This is a genomic window from Halodesulfovibrio spirochaetisodalis, assembly GCF_001672295.1.
Taxonomy (GTDB): Bacteria; Desulfobacterota; Desulfovibrionia; order Desulfovibrionales; family Desulfovibrionaceae; genus Halodesulfovibrio; species Halodesulfovibrio spirochaetisodalis.
Window position 1 is genome coordinate 47,905 of record NZ_JXMS01000015.1, and the last position, 25,822, is coordinate 73,726.

The following is a 25,822-nucleotide window of genomic DNA, read 5'->3' on the forward strand; positions in this document are numbered from 1 at the left end:
ACTTATACCGATGCGGTATACTGTCTGCTTTGCAAAATATCGTGCACACCAAGCGCCTTTTGCGCCTCCCAACTGTCACGCACCATATCTTCAACAGTTAATTGCGCCTTCCACCCCAGCTCACGCTTTGCAGCACCGGGGTCAGCCCAGCACTCTGCCACGTCACCGGATCGCCTCGGGGCAATAACGTACGGCACCTCTATGCCATTTACTTTCTCAAAGGCGTGTACCAACTCCAGCACACTAATTCCGTTCCCTGTCCCTAAATTATACACAACACATCCCGGGTCAGTTGCCATTTTCTGCACTGCCGCAACGTGCCCTTTTGCCAGATCAACCACATGGATAAAATCCCGTACGCCTGTTCCGTCAACCGTGTTGTAGTCATTCCCGAAAATATGCAATTTTTCACGAATGCCAAGTGCGGTCTGGCACACGTACGGCATAAGGTTATTCGGAATTCCTCGAGGACTTTCCCCAAGCTTGTATGAAGAATGAGCACCGACAGGATTAAAATATCGAAGCAGCGCAATGTTCATTTCTGAATGCGCAATATGCAAATCCTTCAGCATATGCTCAATAAAAAGCTTACACTTCCCATATGGATTTGTGGCACTGAGCGAATGCGCTTCATCCAACGGAAGATACTGAGGACGACCGTACACGGTGGCAGAAGAGCTGAAAATAATGTTGTTTATTGAATGCTTCAGACACCGTTCACACAATATGAGTGTACTGTCGATATTGTTCTGATAATACATCAACGGTTTTTGAACTGATTCACCAACAGCTTTGTATCCTGCAAAATGAATAACACAATCAATATGGTGTGCTCCCATTATAGAATCAAGCTGTACAGCATCACGAACATCTGCCTCGTACCACGTAAACCGTTTTCCCGTGATGCGTTGGATGTTTTCAAAAACTGCTTCTGTACTGTTAGAAAAGTTATCAATACAAATCACGTTATAACCACTTTCCAGCAGTTCCACCGCAGTATGACTCCCTATATACCCTGCTCCACCTGTAACCAAAATATTTTTCATACTAATTCAGTACGATACCCAACTTTTACCTCGTATTATTTTTACATTATTATAAGTAACTTCTAATGCCTTTGGGCTCCGCCGCAACATAGTGTTTACTTGCGCAGCATCTCTGCTATGCTGAAACCAATTTTCAAAAACTGGCGCTTGCATAACGGAGGCACCACATGAAGTACGTTCAATTACCATCAGGTGATAGAATGCCTGCCTTGGGACTGGGCACGTATCTCAGTCCACCGGAAAAGATAGAGCAGGCAATTTCAACTGCCTTGTCTTGTGGCTACAGGCACATTGATTGCGCGGCCATCTATGGCAACGAAGATGACATCGGTGCAGCCCTCCAAAAAGAACTTGCCACCTACAAACGTGAAGATCTCTGGATCACATCAAAACTCTGGTGTGATTGTCACGAACCGGATGCTGTACTTCCGGCCTTGAAGCAAACGCTTAAAGACCTCAACCTTTCCTATCTGGACTTGTACCTTATCCACTGGCCTATAGCTCTGGCTCCGGGAGTAGAATTACCCCAGAAGCATGAAGACTATATAACACTGGAGCAGGTTCCGTTGCAGGCAACGTGGCAGGCAATGGAAACATGTGTAGAACAAGGCCTCATTCGCAATATCGGTGTGAGCAACTTCAGCACGCATAAACTTGCCAGCTTGCTTGCACAGGCACGCATCCAGCCTGCTGTAAATCAAATTGAAATCCACCCCTACCAGCAGCAGAAGCAACAAGTTGCCTTTGCTCAAAAGCATAACATTGCACTCACAGCCTATTGTCCGCTGGGCTCTATAGGAACACCTATCACTACCCAGGACGGCAGTCTTCCACCACCGTTACTAAAGCACCCACTCATTATCTCCATTGCAAAAAAACACAGCGCTACCCCCGCGCAAGTACTTCTTGCATGGCTCCTCAAGCAAGGCATTGCTGCTATTCCTAAATCAATCACACCGGAACGCATACAAGAAAACTTTGCCAGCACAAAACTTGATCTGGACACAAACGACATGACGGCATTGGCAGAGCTGGATATGCATGCCCGTATCATCGACGGACGCATCTTCACACATTACAACTCGCCCTATACAATTGAAAACATATGGGATGGTGAATAGCGTGAAACACTTCACACTTTGTACAGGAAGAAAAATGCCCGCTCTCGGGCTAGGTACGTCCAGAATTGAACATGAAAAAATAGAACCAGCAATCATGACTGCATTGGATGCAGGTTACAGGCATATCGACACAGCAGCCATATACAAAAATGAGCTGCCCATTGGAGCAGCTCTGCAAAAAGGGCTAAAACAATACCCGCGACCTGACTTGTGGATTACCTCAAAACTCTGGTGCGATGCCCATAAGCCTGATGATGTTATGACCGCTCTCAAGGACTCTCTGTATAAACTTCAGCTGGACTACCTTGATCTCTACCTGATGCATTTTCCGGTTGCACTCAGACCCGGCACAGGATGGCCGACACAACACGAAGATTATTACACACTCGAAGAAGTACCACTCTCCGAAACATGGGAAGCAATGGAGCATTGTGTCAAAAAAGGACTTGTACGTGACATCGGAACCAGCAATTTCAGTACAGTAAAATTACATGACTTAGCAGAAACAGCCCGCATTCAGCCAGCAGTCAACCAGATAGAAATGCATCCCTACCAGCAACAGCATTTACAACGGGACTACGCTAAGCGGCATCATATTCTCCTGACAGCCTACTCCCCACTTGGAAGTTCAGTAGATACAATGCAGCAGGCAGACGGTACAAAGCTACCGCCGTTGCTCACTCACCCTGTTATTAATGAAATAGCTGAAGAGCATGATGCCACGGCTGCACAGGTATTACTTGCATGGCTGATGGCCATTGAAGTTGCCGTCATCCCGCGATCATCATCTCCTGAACGGATACAGGAAAACTTCAAAGCAACATCGCTGGCACTCACACCATTAAATATCGCAACAATTGCCGAATTACATGCAAAAGCTAAGATCTTTAATGCCGCAGGCTTCACAGAATATGATTCGCCCTACTCTCTGGAATCAATATGGGACGGTGAACTCTATACTTAGGCTCGCTCAAGTGTATGCAGTGTAATTTCAGGAGGCACCGTAAACCGCATAGGAGGTCCCCAGAAACCTGTACCTGTATTCACATACAACACAGTGCCACCTACCTGGTATCTCCCAGAGACATACTGCTGGAATAACCCCACAGCATATGTCCACGGGAAATATTGTCCGCCATGAGTGTGACCGGACAACTGCACATCGTATTGCGCCTCAACAGCTTTGTAGACATTTCGAGGATTGTGCGCCAGCAACAAAGACATGTCATGTTCCGGTGCATCAGCTTTGGCTGCAAACGGATCAGAGGCATACTCTTGCCCGATACGGTCGCCATGAAAATCCCACACACCAGCCATAAGCATTTTGCCGTTTCCTTTCTGCACCAGTGTATGTTCATTATTGAGTACTGTGAAATCCAGTTCGCGCATCTGCCCTACCCACGCGTCTACACCGGAATAAAATTCATGGTTACCGGTAACAAAAAACTTGCCGAGCGGTGCACGTAATCTTTTCAATACTGAAAGCTCTTTTCCGACACGGGAAACTTGCCCGTCGATGGCATCCCCAGTCAGTACAACGATGTCGGCATTCAGTGTCTCAATCTGTTGAACAATAGGCTCCAACCATTTTTTATCCAAAATAGACCCCACATGCAGATCTGATATATGGGCAATGGTCAGCCCTTGCAGGTCTGGATGCAGCTCTTTAACCGGAAGAATATTCTTTTTAATCAGGGGAGTCTGAAAAGCCTCCGCAACAGAAAATGCCGTTATAGGAAGTGCTGTCGCCAGCACAAGCGCATTCCCCGCATTATGAATGAAGGCACGCCGTGCACCGTTAACTGGAGTTTTTTTGGGCGTAAACAATCTTCCCACAAGCTGTAAGGTTTCTTTTACAAACAAGAACGGCGCAAGGAGGAATAAAAAACCGAATGACAGATACCCGCACCAGCGAATTACCGCAGGCACTTCCACTGGAAGCCCTTCATGCACATACAGGCGGGTAATATGATGCATCCCAAGCCCAAGCAACAATAAACCAGCCAGAGCAATCTTGGTTACGGGACGCGCTTTTAACGGCATAATCATACGCCAGCAGATAACGACCCACAGGATAAGCACCACTGAACTTACTACGATAGAAAAAAGTGACATTTGATCTTTCATACTTCGGGCAGTAGCAGGAAACCCCTGTTATCTACAAGAGCAATATCCTCCAGAAGCACCTTTTTTACTAAAAACGATCTGCCACAACTGAAGGTCTCTTGCTCTGAATGCTCCGGCACAGGAAAGCAGGTAATAACGCCACATTCGATAAAAGCGATCCCCCAGCTCATCTTTGAACTGCGGCCAGGCTGCTTCAAAACGTTCATTCCATGCCATAAGCGTCTTATCATAATCGGCACCAAAATTATGCAAGTCCTCAAGCACAAAAAGTCCCTCTGCGGCCTGAGTCAACCACTCCAAAGCAGGGACCTGTCCCACTGGGAAAATGTATTTTGCAATAAACGGGTCGGGGACTGAACTTCGGATTCGCTTGCCGATAGTGTGCAACAGGAACAATCCATCCTCCTTCAGACAACAACTCGCCTGCTTCATATACGTCCTGTAATTTTTCCGCCCCACATGTTCACACATCCCCACACTTACTATCCGGTCAAATTTCTCTGTTTCCTTCCTGTAATCTTTCAGGCGAAATTCAACAGGCAAGCCTTTGCATAATTCCCTGCCAAGCTTAACCTGTTCAGAAGATACGGTAAGGCCTACACACTCTACACCGTATTTTTCTGCGGCATATCGCATAAAGCTTCCCCATCCGCATCCAATATCAAGCACCCGCATTCCCCGCTCCAGCCCTATCTTCTGGCAAATAAGGTCGAGCTTTGCTTCCTGTGCCTGCTCAAGAGAGTCTGCATCCTTCCAGTATCCGCAGCTATACGCCATATATTTATCAAGCATCGCCTGATAAAAACTGTTTCCAAGATCGTAATGAAATTCACCGATCCGCTTAGCTTTCTTTACGGTTTCTAGATTGAGCAACTTAAAACGGGTTGCGTGCCAGAAGAGCTTTACCGGCTTAATTCTGGTATCAACGCCCCCTTTTAAAAGCCTGTAAAAAAATTCATCAAGCTTCGGTACGTCCCACAATCTATCCATATATGCTTCACCAAGCCCCAGATTGCCTTTAGCCAGCACCCTGTTTACCACCTCAGCACTATAAAACCTCGGATCCCAGTCATTAAAACCATTAACAGTTACACCGGTACCTTGAAGTAAACTATCTAAAATCTCTTTTTCAGTATCACCAACAGGTTCAACATGTTGTGCCACTATCTGAGTCTCATGCATTTCCATATAACTCTCCTGCTATATCAATACGGCATACTCCTCATCAGCATCACACAAATTAAAACAGTAAAGAGCTGCCGACACACTTCCCGATACTGTTCCTGTCAGTAGTTTTATAGTCAAATATTTTCTCCAACCCGTTCACACCACCGCTATAACAAAAAAGAGCCTTTCCCGTTCTGAGGAAAAGACTCTTTTGATATTATTCAACATACTGTCCGTAAAACGTACAACGTCTGCCGGATAGATAACGTTAACTCTGCTTCAATGTATTAATAACTCCGGTAAGTTCATCCGACAAACTGGCAAGTGTTGCCATTGTCCTTGCGGAATCACCTGCTGAAGAAGCCATATCCTCAGCAAGGCGGGTAACTTCTTCGACGCTGGCGTTAATTTCTTCACTCGTTGCGGATTGTTCTTCCGAAGCTGTGGCGATAACACGCACCATATCCGTTGAACTTTCGATCATCGTCGTCATGTTCGTCAACGCATCCCCCGCCTCTCTGGCAAGGCCGGTACAGTTTGAAACCACGTCACTGGTCTGCTTCATCGCTTCAATATTTTGCGATGTACCATCCTGAATGGCGGAAACAGCTTTTTCAACTTCAGATGTTGCCTGCATGGTTTTTTCAGCAAGTTTTCGAACTTCATCAGCAACCACTGCAAAACCACGTCCGGCCTCTCCGGCACGGGCAGCTTCAATTGCCGCGTTTAACGCCAGCAGGTTAGTCTGGTCTGCAATATCGGAAATAACATCCATGATCTGACCGATTCCGTCGGCTTTCTCACCAAGGGAGCCGAGGCTTTCTGTCATTTCTTCCGAACGGACAGCAACGTCGTTAATTGCAGAAACAACTTCCATTACAGCCTGCGCTTCATGCACGACACTATGCCGCATAGCATCAGAATGCTTAGCAGCATCAGAAGCATTTCTGGCAACTTCCATAACGGCGACATTCATCTGCTCCATTGCAGTGGCAGTTTCACCACTGCGGGCAGCCTGCCGTTCTGTTCCGTTCCGTGTCTGCTCAACAAGATCAGTCAATTCATGTGATACTGAACCAATATTTTCTACGATCACTTCCAACTGCCCTGCAGCCTGATTCAAGCCTTCCCTGCGCGCCACATCAGCCTGCGCCTGTGCTTCTGCAGCAGCCTGCAACGCATCATTTGCCCGGGCAGTCTGCTCTTCTGCTTCTTTGGTCTGTCTGTCTGCGGTCGTTAATGACTGTACAAGACTGCTCACCATTTCCTTCAGCGCAGTATGCAAATCAAATAGCTCTCCAGTAGCACCAAGATCCTTTTGCACGGTCGAATAGGTTCCCTTAGTAACATCCTTAGCTGAATCAATCACCCGATACAACGGTTTCAACGTTCTCAAGACAACAAGGTAGCCAATGAACCCGATGAGTAACGCAATACCAAGTCCTGCCGCCAAGGTGGCTTTTGTACTTGCATCAGCTGCGTGGAAAACCTCTTCTTTGTCTTGCAGAACAATCAACTTATGACCTGTATCTTTTACTGTGTGCAGTCGCGCCAACACATCACCATTGCTGGAATCGCATTCATACACCCCGTCAGTTTTATCAGCAAAAAAATCCAGCACAGCATCGCCGGTAGAACCAGATCGCTTCATGAGCAGTTCATCATTTCCCGGAGCAGCCAATACAGTACCATTCTTTTCGAGCAGAATAACCCGACCTGTTTCCCCGATTTTGATCTCCGACATCAGGTTAACAAGCATAGCCAGCTGCACATCAATGGCGACAACCCCAAGCACATCGCCTTTTCTGTTTTTCACAACTGTCATAGCGCTTGCCACAGGCATCCCTGACGTACTCTGATACGCCTGCGAAACAGATGAGCCAGTGGCGGAAACAACCGCATCTTTATACCACGGACGTTGTCTAGGGTCATAGTTCGGTGGCAGCTTTGTAGGGTCGGACAGAATAATACCACCAGTATTGCTTCCAAAAAACACCATGTCATATGCTTCATGGGCGACACGGGAATTTGAAAATTTTTCAGCAATATGCCGTTCCCATTCTGTCAGCTCGTCCAGCGTATAATTTATTTCAGTATCAATAGTACTGTTAAACGTGAACGGCCCTTCGGCTTCATGAATCTCCTCCATCAACGCTATCTCTTTTGTCGTTCTGACAACATCTGCGAAAAAACTACTTACAACCCCACCTGCAAGATTCGCATTTGTCTCTGAAGAAGACACAAAAGACTCCACAGCGTTATCGCGCACAATAATATTCGACACAGCAAGAACTGAAAGAACCGAAACCATCGACGCAACCATCACCAAAGCAGTTACTTTGGCTTTAATACTTCTAAACATATACCCCCCGGACTTTAGAAAATATTGTCACAACAAGACTTGCTTCAAAACAGGCATACTTCAATTGTAGATAGAACAGAGCATGTAGATAATTTTATGTATACACACACATCCTACACGACACTTGTTTGGTAGTACCCTTCAATATCTATTCGACGACACTGTCAGTTTCTTAAAATTTCCTGAAAATACAAGTCAATACACACTGACTTGCAGTATACACCCACATCAATACAAGTCAGAAAATGTAAAAAACTGTCTCATATAAATTTGGCTTACAATCGTTACCTTCTACAACTCCCGATTTTACAGTGCTATTTTACGTCATCTTTTTTTATTGTCTCAGCTCAAATTCTCTTCTTTACAAACCACGTAACATGTGTGATTTAGCTGTGTGGCGGTACGCCAAAAAGTTAACCACATAAAACCATCAGATTTTTCAATGCTCAATGCCATCCGCGCCAGTCGCATCCTCACTATGGAAGGCCATAACACTTCCCCCCGAACAGATTCGGGGTACTATTCTTTTCCAGATGTCATTGAAGACGGCGTTATCGTCCACAATAGTTCAACTATTGTGGACGTTCTTTCGTTCAAGGCATTTTCCAAAGCATACTCCATTAAAGCAGAGGATCTGGGTGACGTAACCCTGACTCCCGGCCTCATTAATTGCCACAACCATCTGGAGCTTTCCCACCTGAAGGGCAAGGCGACGTTTGGCAAAGGATTTGAGAGCTGGATTGAATCAGCATTGCCACTCATGGCAGCACCTGTAGATGCACAAAGCCTCTCTGCTGCAGTTTCAGAAATGAAAGAGAGCGGAACTGCACACATTGCTGATGTAAATGGACGTGCTCCTGAAGCTGTCTATGATGCTGTGACAACCGCAGACTTAAGCTGCCACATTCAATTTGAAGTATTCGGCTATGATTTCCCGAATATTTCTGACGGCACCCTATGTGCTGATGATTTATTTCCATCCTCAGCTGCCGCATTGCCGCTTGAAGCAAAAAAACGATGGATGACCCTTTCCGGTCACGCTCTTTATTCTACCAGCCCTGATGCGTTGGTAATTGCTAAACAATGGTGCCGCTCTAATGAGCGGTATTTTTCTATCCATCTGGCAGAGCACCCCGGCGAAGAAGAGCTGCTCACTACAGGCACAGGACGCTTCAGAGAACAACTCTCCCGCAGAGTCCTGCCAAAAGACTTTACACCGCCTGCAATGCGGGCAGTACCCTATGCACACCACCTCGGCCTGCTGGATGAAACTACCCTTGCAGTCCACTGTGTACACTGCACGCAAGATGATATCTCGATTCTCCAGCAGACCGGAACAAGTGTATGCCTCTGCCCCCGCTCAAACGAGCTTATCGGGGTAGGAACTGCACCTATACGCAATTTTTTAGAAGCTGGCCTGCAACTGACCATCGGTACAGACAGCCTTGCTTCGAACCATGACCTGAATCTTTGGAATGAAGCACGCGTACTGCGTGATAGTTTCGATATACCTGCCGGTGCCCTCTTGCGCATGCTTACTGTTGCGGGCGCAAAAGCACTCGGCATTACGAATGAACTGGGAACGTTGTCCAAAGGAAAACGATTCCACTACGCTATTTTGCCGGAAGACTTTTAGGCTTCCAATCATCATGGGCGTTGCCCGCAAACCAGAGAAAATGAAATGTCACAAGAAAAACACTTCATCTGGCCGCACAAGGACCTTTTGGACGTTAGTCAGCTGTCACTCGAAGAAGTTTCTCATCTTCTCGACACAGCCGAGCAATTTCACGAAATCAATCAGCGCCCTGTTAAGAAGGTTCCAACCCTCAAGGGTAAAAGCGTTGTGCTCTTTTTTGCAGAGCCAAGTACGCGGACAAAAACCTCATTCGACGTTGCAGGCAAGCGCTTGTCTGCAGACACCTTTTCGCTTTCCAGCAGCAGTTCAAGTCTGACCAAAGGCGAAAGCCTTAAAGACACAGCACTGACTCTGGAAGCAATGAATCCTGATGTGATTGTACTGCGCCACAAAGCAAACGGTGCATCACAGTTCATTGCAGAACGCCTTGACTGCGCAGTAGTCAACGCAGGTGACGGTTGCCATGCCCACCCTACGCAAGCAATTCTGGACAACTTCACCCTACGCAGAGCTTGGAACAACGAGTACGCAGGAAGAACTCTCCTGATTCTCGGCGATGTCCGACACAGCCGTGTTGCCCGTTCCAATATCAACCTGCTCACCCGTCAGGGTGTTAAGGTTCGCTTATGCGCCCCGCGCACACTGCTACCGCACACTGTGCACAACTGGCCTGTGGAAATTTACCACGACCTTACCAAAGCAGTAGAAGGCGTTGACGCAGTTATGTGCCTGCGCTTGCAGTTGGAGCGCCAACAGGCAGGCTTACTGCCTGAGCTCAGCGAGTATGCACGCATGTTCTGCCTCACAGGGAATCATATGGAGATGGCAAAGGAAGGAGCTAAAATTCTTCATCCTGGCCCAATGAACAGAGGACTTGAAATTGCGTCTGATCTTGCAGACTGCAACGAGAGCCGAGTTCTTAATCAGGTCTCCGCAGGTGTCGCCACCCGCATGGCGATTCTGTACCTCCACGCAACCCGTAAAGATAAAGGAGCATAGCCATGACAAACTTGTTTATTTCCAATGGCCTGCTTCGTGGAAAATCTGTCGATATTCTTGTTTCCGGCTCAACTATTGTTTCCGTGAAACCACACGGGGAAACAACTGCACCGGAAGACACAGAAGTTGTTGACGCTTCAGGGCTCATCGTATTCCCAAGCTTTTACGACTGCCATGTTCATTTGCGTGAACCGGGCTATGAATACAAAGAAGACATCGAATCCGGCCTGTCCGCAGCAGCACATGGTGGTTTCGGAGGCGTGTTAGCCATGGCCAACACTAACCCGACAAACGACGCTGCCTCTGTAACAGAGTCAATGCTGCAAAAAGCACAGCAGACATGGCCTAACGGACCATACCTGTACCCAATCGGCGCTGCGACAATAGGTCTCAAAGGCAAAGAGCTTGCCCCTATGGGTGAACTTGCTGAGGCAGGTTGCGTTGCTATTTCCAACGACGGCATGCCGGTAGGCGGTGCTGAAATGTTCCGTCACTGCATGGAATACGCTGCCACTTTCGGACTAACCATCATTGACCATTGTGAAGACCCGACTCTCGCCAAAGACTGCCACATGAACGAAGGCACCGTGAGCGAAGCAATAGGCGTCAAAGGTCAGCCGGTTGTTGCCGAATCCATGCAGGTTGCCCGCGATATTCTGCTCGCAGAATACCTTAATCTGCCAGTGCATCTTGCACACATCAGCTGCAAACAGTCTGTAGATCTTATCCGCTGGGCAAAATCCAGAGGTGTTAAGGTTACTGCGGAAACATGCCCGCATTACCTTATTCTTACAGACGAAATCCTCAAAGGATACTCCACAGCAGCAAAAGTAAATCCCCCATTGCGTAGCGAAGAAGATCGCCTTGCAATGAAGGAAGCAGTCAAAGACGGCACCATTGATATCTTTGTGACCGACCATGCACCGCATGCTGACCATGAAAAAGAACACCCTATCGAGGGCGCACCTAACGGTATCTCCGGTATGGACAGCGCCGTAGCTCTTACATGGACTCAAGTGCAGGACGGCACCATCACAGAAGATGAATTCATCAAACTGTGGGCTGAAAAACCAGCAGAAATATTCAAACTCCCGCTCAACACTTTTGCTGAAGGCGACATTGCGGACTTCTTCCTCTTCGATCCAAACGAAGAATGGAAGCTCACAGAAGACGCCATGTATTCCAAAGGCAAAAACACACCGTTTCTGAACTCTACACTCAAAGGCCGCGTAAAAGCTCACTGGCTTGGCGGAACCCGTGTTGTTTAGAACGAATGAAGAAGGATAGAAGACGTCAGGGATAGCCTCCGGCGGGTCTCCGACGGGCAAGCGGGCTCTGCCCCTTGCATCCCCGCGAGAGGGACTCCCTCTCGACTGCGGCATTTGCTCTCGCACGTGATGCCATCATTCCTTACTCAATGAATAAAAGGAGCTGGAAAACTCAAGCCGAGTACTCCAGCTCCTTTCTTATTTCTATATCTTAATCAAATACCTTTTTCATCGGGGATGCCTCCGGCGGATGTCCAACAAGTCTTCAACTGACAAGCGGGCTCTGCCCCTTACATCCCGCGAAAGGGACACTCTTCTCGACTGCAAAACTTCTTCTTGCTCGGCAACACCATAAATCCTCATTCAACATACGTATAAATAAAAGGAGCTGAAGAACTCACGACATGAGAACTTCAACTCCCATTAACTGCATTAGGTTACCTCCCCCTATACGGGGTCAAGGGGGTATTCCCCCTTGCGGGGATGCAAGGGGCAGAGCCCGCTTGCCCGCCGGAGGCACTACACTCCGGCTATAGCGTAAACTCCTTGATCCAAAGATCATGGAGATTACAAAAGCTGGTAGCCACGTACTTGCCTTTTTTCTTTAAGACAGCTTTTGAAACTGGATCTTCTTTCCAGTTAAACGTCTTTGAATGTACGACTTCACCATCTTCTGCAACTATTGTGTGGCGAACAATGTAATGCTCTTCACTCATTGGATGCGGTGTTGTTATCACCACATCCAGATCTTTTGTATCGATAATAGGAACATGCAGCTTCTGCTTTCCTTTCCACATACCGGTTTGATCTTCTGTATAAACAATCCCCTTATCCATTGTGAAATCCCAAGCATATGCCGGAACAGTCTTAATTACAGAAACACCGGCAAGCATTGCTGCACCGGCTAAAAATTGTCTACGAGTACTCATATAAACCTTCCTGTCAGTATGTTGCACCAGCAGTTACTGGTATCCGGTAAAAAAAGCGGACAGTCCTGATTTAAAATCATGCAACTTGGCAGTAAGTTAAATGATATCTTTCACAGGAATGCACCTCGACTTTTGCCCACACAAACGATAGTGACCACCCACTTGCCACAATTGAACACCGTACACAGACCATATCTTGAATCCACTCACAGCAAGCAGGAGAATACATGAAGAAAAACAACAACCAAGGGTATACAGTTCTGACAAGCGAAAACGCACAGATTGGTACTCCTTCTCAGCCACAACAACCTGCTCTTTTCAAATACATAGTAAAGTTAGTTTTCTTTCTGGTTCGATTTGCCCTTATTCTGCTGGGATTATTTATAGCTATAAACCGGCTTGCCAGTTTTGCTGCAACAGGACAGATAGTCTCACTTGCCTTTGCTCTTGCTGGATTAATTTTAGTGGGTATAGGCGTAGGTAAGAATTTCAGAACAAAGACATATTCTTCCCTGAGAAAAATTATTCACTTTCTCTCAGGCGCACTGGGGCTCCTCTTACAGGCTGGCTTTTTCAATACCATGCTGGAAGAAGGTGGGTCGTCAAAAGCCCTTTTATGCCTTGCTATAGGATGTGGCCTATTAGTTATATCCTACCTCACTCGCGATCCTCAAAAAAAACGCAGCAAGGCACCAACCAATGAAATGCAACGTGAGTCAGATGAAAATGAAGATAAAATGATCTTTGATACTGAAACCCTGACAGATCTCCTGCCTGAAATAATTACAGATATGTTGCATCAGACAAAGAAACAGGCCACATGCACCAGCATTCACTCCATCAGCTACAAGGGTACAGAACCCACAGGGGCAATAGCTGTCCTGAATACCGGCGAGGAAATTCAAATCGACATGAGTATTAGTGAGGACGACGGACTAGCCATCGAACTCTCTCAACCACTCGACCAGAATTAATTCCAGACCTGAAAAAATAAAAAAAGCCGGACAACATATGTTGTCCGGCTTTACTAGTCATTGTCGTCAGCGCAGCATTATGCTGGGCAATCGCACGCAATATTACATTTTATATTCACGTACAAAAGCAATCGCTTCTTCTACAGTAGTAACTTTACCTTCAATCTGTGCTTTAAGCAGTTCATCACGCAGGATACCTACGTGCGGACCAGGTTTAAGGTTAGTTGCTTCCATAATTTCGTTACCGTTCAGGAACGGCTCAATCATCTGCTCTGGAGTATCAGCACGCTCAAGCCACTTCATGTTGTGGTTGAAAGCGGTGAATGCAATGCCGCGTGCTTTCACATCTGCACGTGCCATTTCAATAAGACGCGGGTACTCATCAAGAGAACGGAAACGACGAATACCTTTGTCAGTAAGCATGCTGTGGAAGAACTGGTGATGCTTAACAAGGTGACATACCAGATCGATATCCTGCGGCAGGAAGGACAAGCGGTTCATGATCTTTCTGGTTACTTTTGCACCGACACGGCAGAACTGGTTAAATGTCCATGTCTCGTCACTGTACTCTGCAGTGTAAAGTTTACCGATGTTACTGCACAGAACCGCAAAAGTACCGAACCAGTCGTACGGAAGTTCTTCAGGGTAATGACGCATAGTCTCGATAGTATGCTCAAATACAGACTGCTCTTCACCGGTGTCTTCATTTTTAATATGTGTACAACGGGAAAGTGCAGCCAGCTCCGGCATGAGGCCATGCAGAATCATGGAATCGAACAGCAGTTCAACAAAGCGCCACATATTCTCAGCTTCTACTTTGCGCCATTCTTCCATAATGCTGTGGGAAGGCACGTAGTCGAGAATACGGGATGTAGCTTTAACAATAGCAATCCAAGTATTGTTATCAATCGGCAGATCATAGTTTGCAGCAAAGCGCAGAGCGCGAATACCAAGCAGGTAGTTACGACGCAACGTGTCGTCTGGAATGCCAGCAAATTTTACAACACCGGAAGCAATGTCTTCAAAGCCTTCATACATTTCAGAACCCGGAACATACGGGCAAGCATACTGTGTAGGAATGCTACCAAACTTCTCTTCCATGCGTTTAAGCAAGTGAGGAGTAATACGGGCAATACTTTCTTCCGGATGAGAGGCATCTTCTACATCTGTCGGGTAGAAACGGTAGGTAATGTCTGCTTCTTTCAGCAATGCAACAACACCGCGCTCGGAACCGGCAGTAACGTTAGGGAACATGCGCTGAATCTCATCAAACGGGGCTTCACACGCAATATCCAATTCGGTTTCGTCAGCGCCTTCAAGCAATTCGCGCTGCAGCTGGGCGTTAACAACATACGCATCGAAACCGTTACGCATTATAGTCTTACAAATGCCGATGGCATCCTTAAAAGGCTGAGTCATTCATCCTCCCATTGCAGAACCGGAAAAATACGGGACCGCATAATCTCATATAGTATGCTATAGTAAGGACATAGCGTTTTGATAATATAACAGGTCAACATGCATTGTGAAATATAACACATGCTCAATAGACACGCAAATAACCATTAGCAATCGTACTCACCAATGTGTATCTGCTACTGGTAATGACGAATCTTCTGTTTGTACAGAGATGTATTGGCTATTTTCGTCTTTTTTCCGAAACTCTTTAGAGTCCGGAATCCTTATGACCGCCCCCACCTGATTGATTAACGGGACAAATGCAGCTTGGCAACTTTTTCAAACGCATCTGTCAACATTGTAATGTGCCGTGTCTGCAAATTCCAGCAGTGCCAATATAGCCTGACCGTGACTGAGTAGTCTTCCACAATCGGCACCAGCTCTCTGCTTTTCAATTCATCTTCTATTTGCAGGCTGGGAATCATGCCATACCCCAACCCTTTCTTACACATATCCACAAACATATGTGAATCCGGCACATAATGCGTTGGAAACTCACCAGCACGAATGCCATACCGTGACAGCATCTCGTTGTTCATTTCATCTGTCCGGTCATATGTAAGGATAGGTGCTGCGCGTACTGCTTCCGGTGTAAACCCGTTGGGAAACCATTGCGCGGAAAAATCTGATGTTGCACAGCAGACATAGACCATCTTACCCAGATAGACAGTTTTACATCCCTGCATAGGGCCGGGCTGAGAACTGACACAGCCTACCACTTCCCCGTTTTTCAGCATGTCATGCGTCTTGTCCTGATCCCCCAGCCTAATATCGACCAGAATATTTGTTGTTGTCAGGAGTTCCTGCAAAGTATCAGGAATCCATGTGGCAAGACTATCCGCGTTAATCCCCACAGGAACTGTAATGTAATCCTCAGCAGTCTTGCCAAGCGTATCTTCAAAAAGATCATGCTCCATGAGGCTGACCTGTTTGTAATGCCCCAGTAGCTTCTGACCCATCGCTGTAGGCTGAACCGGTGTGGAGCGCACAATAAGCATCGCCCCGACCCTGTCTTCGAGTAGACGGATGCGCTGGGACACCGCAGACTGCGTAATATGCAGTACTGTTGCCGCCTTTTCAAATCCGCCGTTTTCCACGACAGCAGCAAAGGCTTCGAGCTGTTTGTAATCAATCATACACTTACATTAGCAAAACTTATGCAACATCAAAACAATGAATTTCACTTCTACAAATTTTTCTTCTACATATATTCCCGCAAACAAGTTCCAGATGTAATGGCGGGGTGTTGAGCGTACCCCGCTGTTACAGCGCTCACTGAACTTCCCATGTTTCTGCTGAAGGGACGCCTTCTGCATTATTACCATGATAACTACGAATTACTTGCTACGATGCAGTTAAGGATTGGGAACAAACTATGCTCGCTCCATTTTTTCAAGGATTTGGTACTTGTGGTGGTTTAATTATGGCGATCGGGGCACAGAATGCATTTCTGCTCTCCCAGAGTGTTCGCAAAAACCACCACCTTACAATCGCGCTCATGTGCATCTTGTCCGACATGCTTCTTATCGGGCTCGGTGTTTTCAGTATCGGACAAATTGTCGCTTCTTCACCTGAAGTAAAACTGTTTGCCACATTTTTCGGCGCTGCTTTTTTACTCTGGTATGGTTTCTGTGCTTTCAAATCAGCCTGCAAGCCGGGAGTACTGACAACCACCGCTGATACAAGCCGCTCTTTGCGGAATGTTATTTTGACAACACTTGCAGTTACCTTTTTAAACCCGCACACCTATCTGGACACTGTTGTCCTTATGGGTTCTCTGGGTGGACAGTTTATCGGTGACGGTAGAATATATTTCTGGATCGGCGGCGTTTGCGCCTCCGCAATCTGGTTCGGCGCTCTCGCATTCGGGGGACAGGCTCTTGCACCACTTTTCCGCAAGCCTTCCTCATGGCGAATCCTTGACGGCACAGTGTGTCTTGTCATGTGGCTGATCGCTGCAGGACTCATCAAACAAGGAATAGCGCTTTTATAAAGCATCCTTAAGGACGCTGGTAGCTTCCCATACCGGTATTAGACAATACACCGCGTATTTCCCTACGCTTCCAGAGGAAAAATTTGTTTAATACACGTCCTATCCCATAATTAAGCGCTCCTTTTTCCCGAAGGAGCGTTTAAAACGCACCGCACATCCGTTTGAACACGGAGAAAAAGAACTTCGTACCTTCCTTTTTCTCCATGGTCAGACGGATGTTTTTTTATATTCAGGCTAACGTTAAGATGCCATGCTTTTACGGGGGAACAGCCTTGCACCACTCATCGTTACAGGCTACCCTGCTACCTCGCGCAGTCCTTTCTTAATAACGCTGCAATGTGCGGTTTTGTAATCAGTCTGTGCCTGCTTTTATTATTGATTCGAGGATATGATATGAAAAAAGATTTCTTCAATGTACTCAGCGTGCAGGAATTTATTCAGGCACTCTACTCTTTCTCCCCGTTACAAACGCAAACACGTTCCATTGAGGCCGCTGACGGCTGTATCCTTGCTGAAGATATTATCGCAGCTGAAGACCTTCCTCTTGCCAGCCGCTCATGCATGGACGGATACGCAATTGATGCTGCCAGCGTGTTCGGGGCATCAGAAGCTAATCCAGCCTACCTCGAATCAGTAGGTGATATCGACATTGAGAAACCAGCATCCTTTACCCTGCAAAACGGTGAATGTGCCGGTATCGTTACCGGCGGCATTTTGCCGGACGGTGCTGATGCTGTAGTAATGGTTGAACACACTGAGTCGCTTGGTGCAGGAACAGTTGAAATCCGCAAGTCACTCGCTCCTCATGAAAACGTCATGCTCAAAGGCGAAGATGCGACAACAGGAAACGTTGCTCTAGCTGCCGGCACCCGCTTGCGTCCTCAGGAGGTCGGCATGCTTGCTGCTCTCGGCATTCAGGAAGTTCCCGTAGTCAGCGCGCCAAAAGTCGGTATTATTTCGACCGGTGACGAACTTGTTTCCATTGATGAAAAACCGGTAGTCGGGCAGGTTCGTGATGTGAACAGCTATACTCTTGCTGCATGTGCACGACGTGCAGGTGCCACCGCAACTGCGTACGGCCTTGTTGAAGATAATCTTACATCACTCAAAGCCGCTCTTGAAAATGCCCTTGCAGAAAACGACGTCGTCTTCTTGTCCGGAGGTAGCTCTGTTGGTGTGCGTGATCTTACGGTGGGTGCCATTGAAGAAATTGAAGGGGCAGAGCTTATCAATCACGGAGTAGCCATCAGTCCGGGTAAACCGCTTATCCTTGCGAAATGCGGCAATAAGGCAATATGGGGACTTCCAGGTCAGGTTGCTTCAGCTCAGGTGGTTATGTTTATTCTTGGGATGCCATTTTTACGCTACCTTGGTGGCGACACAAATGCGTTTGACCAATCCCGTTGGCCTTCGAAACAAGCTGAAATCAGCCGTAACGTTCCATCCAAGCCAGGGCGTGAAGATTACGTGCGCGTCAGCATTGCAGAAAAAGATGGTAAGACTGTCGCCACACCGGTTCTGGGCAAGTCCGGCCTGCTAAAAACCATGCTTCAGGCAGACGGCGTAGCGAAAATTGGTGCCGACAGTGAAGGTATCTACGAAGGTGCAACTATTGACGTACTCTTTTTTTAAATTATAGGAAGCGTCATGCGAATTTTATTCTTCGGTGACATTGTAGGCAAACCAGGCAGACTTATTCTGCGCAACCGCCTTTCTTCCCTCAGGGAAGAACATAAGGCGGATCTCGTTATTGCAAACGGGGAAAATGCTTCTGGCGGCATCGGTCTTTCAGGCGATACCATGCGTGAACTGTTCAGTGCAGGCATAGACATTCTTACTTCCGGCAATCATATCTGGAAACATAAGGAAATGTACAACCTGCTCAACACAGAACCGCGCCTTATCCGTCCTGCCAACTACCCACAAGGTGCCCCCGGAAACGGACTGGTTATACACGAGCTTTCTGACGGCAGAAAAGTTGCCGTACTGAATCTACTCGGCCGAACATTTATGGATGATATTGATTGTCCGTTTGGAAAAGTGGATGAACTTCTTGCTTCAATCCCTGAAGACGTAAAAATCCGTCTCATCGATTTTCATGCCGAAGCAACCAGCGAAAAGAAAGCTCTCTCCTTCTATGTGGATGGAAAAGTTTCTGCTGTTATCGGAACCCATACGCACGTGCAGACTGCCGACGCCATGATTCTGCAAAACGGCACCGGATATCTGACTGATGCCGGTATGTGCGGAGTGGAAGAATCCTGTCTTGGTATGGACCCGAAAGTCATCATTGAGCGCTTCATGACGGGCTTGCCTCAGCGATTTAAAATTGCCAAAGGCACTGCTCATATCAACGGCCTTTTCATGGACATTGATGATGAAACAGGAAAGTGCACAAGGATTGAGCTTATCCGCGAGTAGATGAGAAGCCTTTAACGGCTCTCTACACGGTGAGAGATTGCCTGTCGTTGACACGAATCCTTGACGCACTCGCTCCATCAACATCTTCCTATCGATAACAATTTTTTCAGCCTAAACGGGTCAAGGGGGAATCCCCCCCTGCGGGTGGAGGGCAGCGCCCTTCCTCGTCAAAGACCCGCCGGAGGCCATATTACATTTTTGTCAAGTTTGACAATTCGCCAATTCTTTGTAAGAGACACCAAGCTACAACATATTTTTTTGTAAAAGAGAGAATTATGGATATTCAAAAACAGCTTGAAATTATTCAGCGTGGCTGTGCTGAACTTATTGATGCTGATGAGCTTAAAAAGAAGCTCGAAAAAGGCAAACCGCTGCGTGTAAAGATGGGCTTTGACCCTACTGCTCCAGACCTGCACCTCGGTCACAGTGTTGCAATCCACAAGCTGCGTCATTTTCAGGAACTCGGTCACACCGTTATCTTCCTTATCGGTGACTTCACCGGTATGATCGGTGACCCGTCCGGTCGTTCTGACACCCGTCCTCCACTCACACGTGAAGATGTTCTCGCCAACGCGGAAACATACAAAGAACAGGTTTTCAAGATTCTTGATCCTGAAAAAACCGAAGTTCGCTTCAACTCCGAGTGGTTCGACAAATTCGGCGCTGCAGACTTTATCCGCCTTGCATCCCGCTATACTGTAGCCCGCATGCTTGAGCGTAACGATTTTGAGCAACGCTATAAGAACAACACACCTATCGCTATCCATGAATTCTTGTATCCGCTTGTTCAGGGCTATGACTCTGTAGCACTCGAAGCCGACATTGAGCTTGGCGGAACTGACCAGAAGTTTAACCTGCTTATGGGTCGTACACTTCAGTCTCAGGAAGGTCAGGACCCGCAGTGCATCATGACCATGCCTATTCTTGAAGGTCTGGACGGTGTGCGTAAAATGTCTAAATCCTACGGTAACTACGTAGGTATTGACGAAGCACCTACAGATATGTTCGGCAAAATCATGTCCATTTCTGACGAACTCATGTGGCGCTACTACGAGCTTATTTCTCTGAAATCTCTTGAAGAGATCGCAGAACTTAAAGCAAAAGTAGAGTCCGGCGAACTTCATCCGAAAGTTGCCAAAGAAGAACTCGCAGAAGATATCGTAACTCAGTACCACGGCGCAGAAGAAGCAGCTAAAGCACGCGAAGGCTTTAACTCCGTTTTTGCTAAAGGTCAGCTTCCGGACGATATGCCGGAACATACCTGTGAATCCGGCGAAGCTTCCATGCCTCCTGTATTCCTTACTGATGCCAAGCTCACTAAATCCCGTGGTGAAGCACGTCGTCTCATGAAACAGGGCGCACTCTCCATTGATGGCGAAAAGTGCAACGCAGAAGATGCTCTTTCTGCTGGCGAGTACGTCATCAAGCTCGGTAAAAAACGCTTCCTTAAGTTATTTGTTAAGTAGCAATTACCGAAAAGAAAAAGTAAATCCCCGCAGCCTGTGCTGCGGGGATTTTTTATTGCTTCTTACACATCAGGCTTCACGCCCCATATGTCGTCCATATACTCTCTCACAGCCCGGTCACTGGAGAAGAATCCCATGCCGGCAGTGTTCAGAATAGATTTACGTATCCACAGTTCCCGATCACCAAATTCGTGTGCAATGCGCTGATGCGTTTCTGCGTATGCCCGATAATCCGCAAGCACCATAAACCTGTCACCACCACTAAGCAGTGAATTAAATATTCCACTGAATGCAGTAGGATTTCCTGGTGTAAACTCATCAGAGTTAATCATATCAAGCACTTCACGCAGTTCACCATCATTCTTATACAATTCCCACGGATCATATCCTCGGTTGCGCATATCCAGCACTTCTTGCTCACAAAGACCAAAGAGGTAGATATTATCCTGTCCAACCCGCTCACCGATTTCAATATTTGCCCCGTCTCTGGTTCCGATAGTCAGCGCACCGTTAAGTGCAAACTTCATATTACCGGTTCCGGAAGCTTCGTACCCAGCTGTAGATATTTGCTCTGAAACATCCGTAGCAGGAACAAGCAGCTGAGATAACGAAATATTGTAATTTGCCAAGAAGATCACCTTCAGAACATTGCGGGTATGCGGGTCAGAATTAATGCGTCGCGCCACGCAGTTGATCAGGTAGATAATATCCTTTGCCATCCAGTAACTTGGGGCAGCTTTACCTCCAAAGATGAAGGTACGCGGCTGCATCATCACTTCCGGATTCTTTCTCAGGTGATTGTACAAAGAGATAATATGCAGCACATTCAACAGCTGCCTCTTGTATTCATGGAATCGCTTTGCCTGCACATCAAAAATGCTGTGCGGATTCACTGTAATCCCGTTACGTTTTTCAATATGGTCTGCAAGACGCTTTTTGTTGGTCAGGCGGCATTGCTCCCAATCATGGCGAAACTCTTCATCGTCTGCCAGCTCACGGATACGTTCAAGCTGATCAAGGTCAGTCACCCAGTCACATCCAAGATGTTCACTCAACAGCCATGACAAAGATACATTACACTGACGCAGCCATCTTCGCGGCGTGATTCCGTTTGTTTTATTATTAAAGCGGTCAGGGAAAATACGGATAAAGTCATGGAACACCCTGTCACGTAAAATTTGTGTATGCAGGGCAGAGACACCGTTAATGCTGAAGCTACCAACAATAGCTAAGTGACTCATGCGCACAACCTTTTCAGGCCCGTCAGAGATAAGAGAGACACGGGAAGGCAAGTCCGGCTCATCCCTGAAGTGCAATCGAACATCTTCAAGGAAACGCCTGTTAATTTCATAAATAATCTGCATATGACGCGGTAATAAGCGCTCCATCAACTCAACAGGCCATGTCTCCAATGCTTCTGGCAAAATTGTATGGTTGGTATACGCAAAAAGCTTCTGGCAGATAAACCACGAATCTTCCCAGCATATCAGTTCTTCATCCAGCAAAATGCGCATAAGCTCCGGAATAGCTATTGAAGGGTGCGTTTCATTAAGCTGAACTACATTCTTTTCCGGCAACTGATCCCAAGGCTTATTCAGCTTTTTAAAACGACGGACAAGATCGCGCATAGTTGCCGCCACAAAGAAATACTGTTGTTTCAGACGCAACGTTTTACCCTCAGGCGCGTCATCACTCGGATACAACACCATGGATATATTCTCGTCCTTGATCTTCTCCTGAACAGACCCGATATAGTCACCGGCATTGAACGAACTTAATACAAACTCCTTATGCGGACGTGCTTCCCACAACCGGATGCAGTTTACATGTCCGTTTCTGTATCCCGGTACATACATATCATTCGCCATCGCCATGACAATATCGCCGCCGCGCCAGTCATGACGAAGCGTTCCGTCATCATCCTGCCACTCATGCACGGTTCCGTAAAAGCGTATCGGATACAGCCCGTGCGGACGCGGTATCAGCCAGTGGTTACCTTCGTGCAACCAGTTGTCCGGCATCTCAACCTGACGCCCATTTCGTATCTCTTGCCTGAACAAACCATAGGAATACCGTATACCGTATCCAAATGCAGGAAGTCCCAATGTAGCCATCGAGTCCATATAGCAGGAGGCTAAGCGTCCCAGCCCACCGTTGCCAAGTCCCGGTTCACACTCAACGTCCATAATCTGATCAAGTGAGAAACTATATTTGCGCAAGAAGGTATGCGCCTCACTTTCCAGTCCTAGCGAAAGCAAATTCTCCCGTAAAAATTTACCCGGTAAAAACTCAAGAGAAAGATAATACAACCGCTTATCATCATTCTCATAGTACTGCCGCTGTACGCTTGCCCATTTCTCGAGCATACGGTCACGCACAGCTAAAACAAGTCCCCAATAACACTTATGCTTATCAGGGTGTGCGTTATCCCGACCCAACGAATATAAAATATGCCACAACGCATCTTCACCCAGCGCTGAATTTCGTGCCTGCGGTGCTTCCGACTCAGCCAAAGGCTCATTCATAAGATGCAGATAATCTTTTACGTCCTTTGTCATGACTCCCCCGTATTTCTATATCTTCCAACTCGTATTTACATATTCAGCAGCACAACTGTGCCAACATGTAATGATACGAATATGCTCACAGCACAGACATGATAAGGTCGCTAAGGGCAGACTTTCGGGTTCAGCAAGTTTTCATTTGCGGGGGCTGACTGTTTCTTATACTACGATGACCACCAGAGTGAGATATCCTGTTCGAGACCACAACGCTGTCTGCCCTTAGTTTTCCGCAAAGACAAACAGCTTTGCACTCATGCCTCTCCACAACAAGAAGCAGCAATCTCAAACAAAAGCATATGCCCAACACCAAGAAAGGAATCACATGAACACGCCAGAAGAACACGCCAGCGAGCACACAGAAAAAACTGAAGCTGCCCCGAAAACTGAACAAGCCTCATCAAATACGACTTCAAATTCTGAAGCCACATTTGACCAGTTTTCATTTGATCAGCGCATCTGCTCCGGCCTGAAAGCATGTGAGTTCACTGTTCCTACTCCAGTTCAGCAAGCAGTCATTCCGCCTCTACTTAACAGACAAGACACCATCGCGCTTGCCAACACGGGCACAGGCAAAACAGCAGCATTCCTTCTTCCTCTGCTCCAGCATCTGGCAACCGAAGATGCGCTTAAACGCGGTCCCGTGCGGGCACTTATTCTCGCCCCTACTCGTGAACTGGCTTTGCAGATTCAAAAAAACTGTATCGCGCTGGGAATGCAGACTGGCTTCCGTTGCGGAGCAATCTACGGGGGAGCTGGTGCAGCGCCGCAAAAAAAAGCTGCAAAGACATCCACAATTATTGTGGCAACTCCCGGACGTCTGCTTGATTTTATGGATCAAAAAGAAATAAAGCTCGGCGGAATCGATACCCTCATCATCGATGAAGCGGACCGCATGTTCGATCTCGGGTTCCTGCCTGATCTTCAGAAAATTTTAGACCGTATTCCTTCAAAGCGTACCACAGCGTTCTTCTCCGCCACAATGCCAAAACCAATTGAGCAACTGGCGTGTACCTACACAAAAGACCCAAAGGTCATTGATGTCCGTACAGAAGAAGCTAAACCGGATATCGCGCATGAGCTGTTCACCGTGCCGCCGCACCTTAAGAAAAAGCTCCTGCTTTCTCTCATGCCGCTACTCCTGAATGACTCAGACAGCCTTGTACAAAAGCAAAAACGAGCAGAACACAGTCCTCACTCAAAACAGGACGGTGGCATCATTATCTTTGCCAACACCAAAGAAACATGCCGTGAACTGGAACGAATGCTTGCCAGCAAGTTTGGTGAAGTAGCAGCCCTGCACAGCGATCTGTCTCAGTCAAAGCGCATCAAAATGCTTGAAAAAATGCAGTCAGGCGAAGCAAGAATTCTCGTAGCAACCGACCTTGTTGCACGTGGTATCGACCTCGATCACATCACTCATATCATTCAGTTCGATACCCCTGACAGCCCTGACAAGTACATCCACCGAGTCGGCAGAACAGCGCGTGCCTACCGCAAAGGTACCGCCATCACCCTGCTCGGTGAAAAGGAGCTTATGAACATGCTCCAGATGGAACAGGAAATAGGCAAATCCTTTGCGCTACGTAAGCTCGGTAACTTCAACTACAACGAGCCGTCAGGAAACAATAAAAACGACAGCCGCAGCGATGCGCGCCGTAAGCCAAACTTCAAACGCAAACCGCAAGGCCAAAAGCCACAAGGTAAAAAAACTCAGGGCAAAAAGCCAAGCGGCTCCCGCAACGCTAAGCCTAAGAGGAAACGTTAAAGCAAGGAGGTGTGTCTCCGGCGGGTCTGCGACGCTTTTTTAAAAAGCTTATTTGCCTCCGGCGGCCAGAGAACCTTTTTGAAAAAAGGCTTCTCTGGACTCTCCAAAAACTTTTACTAGCGAGTTCAGCCTAGCAACCATGTTCTCACGCGGCTTAGCTCCACTACCTTTCAAAAAATAAAGGCTGTCCTGAATGAACAGGGCAGCCTTTTTATTATTTCACAATACGTGATCATTTAGTCAAATAAATGGGAAGGTAACCCCCTCGCGGCTACCAACGCTTAAAACAATAGAGGGTTTTCGCCACTAAAAAGTTTTGAAGGGGGTCTGCGACGCTTTTTAAAAAGCTTGTTTGCCTCCGGCGGCCAGAGAACCTTTTTGAAAAAAGGCTTCTCTGGACTCTCCAAAAACTTTTACTAGCGAGTTCAGCCTGGCGACCATGTTCTCACGCGGCTTAGCTCCACTACCTTTCAAAAAATAAAGGCTGTCCTGAATGAACAGGACAGCCTTTTTATTATATTTCATA

At 47.1% G+C, this 25,822-nt stretch carries 20 protein-coding genes; 11 read left to right on the plus strand and 9 right to left on the minus strand.

The window, feature by feature from the left end; genetic code table 11:
* Positions 1-2: 2 nt before the first annotated feature.
* Positions 3-1,046, minus strand: a complete 1,044-nt coding sequence (galE, locus tag SP90_RS09705) for a UDP-glucose 4-epimerase GalE (protein ID WP_066855151.1) — start codon at positions 1,044-1,046, stop codon at positions 3-5.
* A 167-nt stretch (positions 1,047-1,213) separates the two neighbouring features.
* Between galE and SP90_RS09710 the strand changes: the two genes are divergently transcribed.
* The gene (locus tag SP90_RS09710) at positions 1,214-2,167 is read left to right on the plus strand and encodes an aldo/keto reductase (RefSeq protein ID WP_066855154.1); all 954 of its coding nucleotides are present in this window, start codon (positions 1,214-1,216) and stop codon (positions 2,165-2,167) included.
* Positions 2,168-2,201: 34 nt separating this feature from the next.
* Positions 2,202-3,131, plus strand: a complete 930-nt coding sequence (locus SP90_RS09715; protein WP_231895554.1) for an aldo/keto reductase — start codon at positions 2,202-2,204, stop codon at positions 3,129-3,131.
* Here the strand turns inward: SP90_RS09715 and SP90_RS09720 are convergent.
* The 3 genes from SP90_RS09720 to SP90_RS09730 form a co-directional block, all read right to left on the minus strand.
* Positions 3,128-4,282, minus strand: coding sequence for a metallophosphoesterase (locus tag SP90_RS09720; protein ID WP_066855235.1), 1,155 nt, complete (start codon positions 4,280-4,282; stop codon positions 3,128-3,130). The genes SP90_RS09715 and SP90_RS09720 overlap by 4 nt on opposite strands.
* A 39-nt stretch (positions 4,283-4,321) precedes the next feature.
* Positions 4,322-5,482: a cyclopropane fatty acyl phospholipid synthase gene (gene cfa, locus SP90_RS09725; RefSeq protein WP_231895555.1), complete on the minus strand. Its 1,161-nt coding sequence runs from the start codon at positions 5,480-5,482 to the stop codon at positions 4,322-4,324.
* Between the two features lie 247 nt (positions 5,483-5,729).
* On the minus strand, positions 5,730-7,823 hold the full coding sequence (locus SP90_RS09730; protein WP_066855160.1) for a methyl-accepting chemotaxis protein: 2,094 nt from the start codon (positions 7,821-7,823) through the stop codon (positions 5,730-5,732).
* Positions 7,824-8,265: 442 nt separating this feature from the next.
* Here SP90_RS09730 and SP90_RS09735 point away from each other — a divergent pair, with 442 nt between their 5' ends.
* Genes SP90_RS09735 through SP90_RS09745 form a run of 3 tightly spaced genes read left to right on the plus strand, consistent with a single transcriptional unit; the run spans position 8,266 to position 11,726 of the window.
* The gene (locus tag SP90_RS09735; protein WP_066855163.1) at positions 8,266-9,459 is read left to right on the plus strand and encodes an amidohydrolase family protein; all 1,194 of its coding nucleotides are present in this window, start codon (positions 8,266-8,268) and stop codon (positions 9,457-9,459) included.
* Between the two features lie 45 nt (positions 9,460-9,504).
* The gene (locus tag SP90_RS09740; protein ID WP_066855166.1) at positions 9,505-10,458 is read left to right on the plus strand and encodes an aspartate carbamoyltransferase catalytic subunit; all 954 of its coding nucleotides are present in this window, start codon (positions 9,505-9,507) and stop codon (positions 10,456-10,458) included.
* Between the two features lie 2 nt (positions 10,459-10,460).
* On the plus strand, positions 10,461-11,726 hold the full coding sequence (locus SP90_RS09745) for a dihydroorotase (protein WP_066855169.1): 1,266 nt from the start codon (positions 10,461-10,463) through the stop codon (positions 11,724-11,726).
* Positions 11,727-12,256: 530 nt separating this feature from the next.
* On the opposite strand, the gene SP90_RS09750 is transcribed toward SP90_RS09745, so the two are convergent.
* Positions 12,257-12,655 carry a desulfoferrodoxin family protein gene (locus SP90_RS09750; protein WP_066855172.1) on the minus strand — a complete coding sequence of 133 codons (399 nt, stop codon included), beginning with the start codon at positions 12,653-12,655 and terminating at the stop codon, positions 12,257-12,259.
* Positions 12,656-12,882: 227 nt separating this feature from the next.
* Between SP90_RS09750 and SP90_RS09755 the strand changes: the two genes are divergently transcribed.
* Positions 12,883-13,629, plus strand: coding sequence for a hypothetical protein (locus SP90_RS09755; protein WP_066855175.1), 747 nt, complete (start codon positions 12,883-12,885; stop codon positions 13,627-13,629).
* A gap of 102 nt (positions 13,630-13,731) precedes the next feature.
* On the opposite strand, the gene SP90_RS09760 is transcribed toward SP90_RS09755, so the two are convergent.
* Positions 13,732-15,048, minus strand: coding sequence for a tRNA nucleotidyltransferase/poly(A) polymerase family protein (locus SP90_RS09760; RefSeq protein WP_066855178.1), 1,317 nt, complete (start codon positions 15,046-15,048; stop codon positions 13,732-13,734).
* A gap of 287 nt (positions 15,049-15,335) precedes the next feature.
* On the minus strand, positions 15,336-16,223 hold the full coding sequence (locus SP90_RS09765) for a LysR family transcriptional regulator ArgP (RefSeq protein ID WP_066855181.1): 888 nt from the start codon (positions 16,221-16,223) through the stop codon (positions 15,336-15,338).
* 239 nt (positions 16,224-16,462) lie between these two features.
* Between SP90_RS09765 and SP90_RS09770 the strand changes: the two genes are divergently transcribed.
* The 4 genes from SP90_RS09770 (at position 16,463) to tyrS (ending at position 20,967) form a co-directional block, all read left to right on the plus strand.
* The gene (locus SP90_RS09770; protein WP_066855184.1) at positions 16,463-17,080 is read left to right on the plus strand and encodes a LysE/ArgO family amino acid transporter; all 618 of its coding nucleotides are present in this window, start codon (positions 16,463-16,465) and stop codon (positions 17,078-17,080) included.
* A gap of 393 nt (positions 17,081-17,473) precedes the next feature.
* On the plus strand, positions 17,474-18,712 hold the full coding sequence (locus SP90_RS09775; protein ID WP_066855188.1) for a molybdopterin molybdotransferase MoeA: 1,239 nt from the start codon (positions 17,474-17,476) through the stop codon (positions 18,710-18,712).
* A 15-nt stretch (positions 18,713-18,727) separates the two neighbouring features.
* Positions 18,728-19,501 carry a TIGR00282 family metallophosphoesterase gene (locus tag SP90_RS09780; RefSeq protein WP_066855191.1) on the plus strand — a complete coding sequence of 258 codons (774 nt, stop codon included), beginning with the start codon at positions 18,728-18,730 and terminating at the stop codon, positions 19,499-19,501.
* A gap of 272 nt (positions 19,502-19,773) precedes the next feature.
* Positions 19,774-20,967 carry a tyrosine--tRNA ligase gene (gene tyrS / locus SP90_RS09785; RefSeq protein WP_066855194.1) on the plus strand — a complete coding sequence of 398 codons (1,194 nt, stop codon included), beginning with the start codon at positions 19,774-19,776 and terminating at the stop codon, positions 20,965-20,967.
* A gap of 62 nt (positions 20,968-21,029) precedes the next feature.
* Here the strand turns inward: tyrS and SP90_RS09790 are convergent, their stop codons facing one another.
* Positions 21,030-23,525, minus strand: a complete 2,496-nt coding sequence (locus SP90_RS09790; RefSeq protein ID WP_066855197.1) for a glycogen/starch/alpha-glucan phosphorylase — start codon at positions 23,523-23,525, stop codon at positions 21,030-21,032.
* 328 nt (positions 23,526-23,853) lie between these two features.
* Here SP90_RS09790 and SP90_RS09795 point away from each other — a divergent pair, with 328 nt between their 5' ends.
* Positions 23,854-25,296, plus strand: a complete 1,443-nt coding sequence (locus SP90_RS09795; RefSeq protein ID WP_197498788.1) for a DEAD/DEAH box helicase — start codon at positions 23,854-23,856, stop codon at positions 25,294-25,296.
* A gap of 339 nt (positions 25,297-25,635) precedes the next feature.
* Here the strand turns inward: SP90_RS09795 and SP90_RS09800 are convergent, their stop codons facing one another.
* Positions 25,636-25,821 carry a hypothetical protein gene (locus SP90_RS09800; RefSeq protein WP_066855200.1) on the minus strand — a complete coding sequence of 62 codons (186 nt, stop codon included), beginning with the start codon at positions 25,819-25,821 and terminating at the stop codon, positions 25,636-25,638.
* Between the last annotated feature and the right edge of the window lies 1 nt (position 25,822).

What these genes read in the sequence shown, in the direction of transcription:
- galE (WP_066855151.1), bottom strand. Translation starts at nt 1,046, where the DNA reads ATGAAAAATATTTTGGTTACAGGTGGAGCAGGGTATATAGGGAGTCAT.
- SP90_RS09710 (WP_066855154.1), top strand. Translation starts at nt 1,214, where the DNA reads ATGAAGTACGTTCAATTACCATCAGGTGATAGAATGCCTGCCTTGGGA.
- SP90_RS09715 (WP_231895554.1), top strand. Translation starts at nt 2,202, where the DNA reads ATGCCCGCTCTCGGGCTAGGTACGTCCAGAATTGAACATGAAAAAATA.
- SP90_RS09720 (WP_066855235.1), bottom strand. Translation starts at nt 4,282, where the DNA reads ATGTCACTTTTTTCTATCGTAGTAAGTTCAGTGGTGCTTATCCTGTGG.
- cfa (WP_231895555.1), bottom strand. Translation starts at nt 5,482, where the DNA reads ATGGAAATGCATGAGACTCAGATAGTGGCACAACATGTTGAACCTGTT.
- SP90_RS09730 (WP_066855160.1), bottom strand. Translation starts at nt 7,823, where the DNA reads ATGTTTAGAAGTATTAAAGCCAAAGTAACTGCTTTGGTGATGGTTGCG.
- SP90_RS09735 (WP_066855163.1), top strand. Translation starts at nt 8,266, where the DNA reads ATGCTCAATGCCATCCGCGCCAGTCGCATCCTCACTATGGAAGGCCAT.
- SP90_RS09740 (WP_066855166.1), top strand. Translation starts at nt 9,505, where the DNA reads ATGTCACAAGAAAAACACTTCATCTGGCCGCACAAGGACCTTTTGGAC.
- SP90_RS09745 (WP_066855169.1), top strand. Translation starts at nt 10,461, where the DNA reads ATGACAAACTTGTTTATTTCCAATGGCCTGCTTCGTGGAAAATCTGTC.
- SP90_RS09750 (WP_066855172.1), bottom strand. Translation starts at nt 12,655, where the DNA reads ATGAGTACTCGTAGACAATTTTTAGCCGGTGCAGCAATGCTTGCCGGT.
- SP90_RS09755 (WP_066855175.1), top strand. Translation starts at nt 12,883, where the DNA reads ATGAAGAAAAACAACAACCAAGGGTATACAGTTCTGACAAGCGAAAAC.
- SP90_RS09760 (WP_066855178.1), bottom strand. Translation starts at nt 15,048, where the DNA reads ATGACTCAGCCTTTTAAGGATGCCATCGGCATTTGTAAGACTATAATG.
- SP90_RS09765 (WP_066855181.1), bottom strand. Translation starts at nt 16,223, where the DNA reads ATGATTGATTACAAACAGCTCGAAGCCTTTGCTGCTGTCGTGGAAAAC.
- SP90_RS09770 (WP_066855184.1), top strand. Translation starts at nt 16,463, where the DNA reads ATGCTCGCTCCATTTTTTCAAGGATTTGGTACTTGTGGTGGTTTAATT.
- SP90_RS09775 (WP_066855188.1), top strand. Translation starts at nt 17,474, where the DNA reads ATGAAAAAAGATTTCTTCAATGTACTCAGCGTGCAGGAATTTATTCAG.
- SP90_RS09780 (WP_066855191.1), top strand. Translation starts at nt 18,728, where the DNA reads ATGCGAATTTTATTCTTCGGTGACATTGTAGGCAAACCAGGCAGACTT.
- SP90_RS09790 (WP_066855197.1), bottom strand. Translation starts at nt 23,525, where the DNA reads ATGACAAAGGACGTAAAAGATTATCTGCATCTTATGAATGAGCCTTTG.
- SP90_RS09795 (WP_197498788.1), top strand. Translation starts at nt 23,854, where the DNA reads ATGAACACGCCAGAAGAACACGCCAGCGAGCACACAGAAAAAACTGAA.
- SP90_RS09800 (WP_066855200.1), bottom strand. Translation starts at nt 25,821, where the DNA reads ATGAAATATAATAAAAAGGCTGTCCTGTTCATTCAGGACAGCCTTTAT.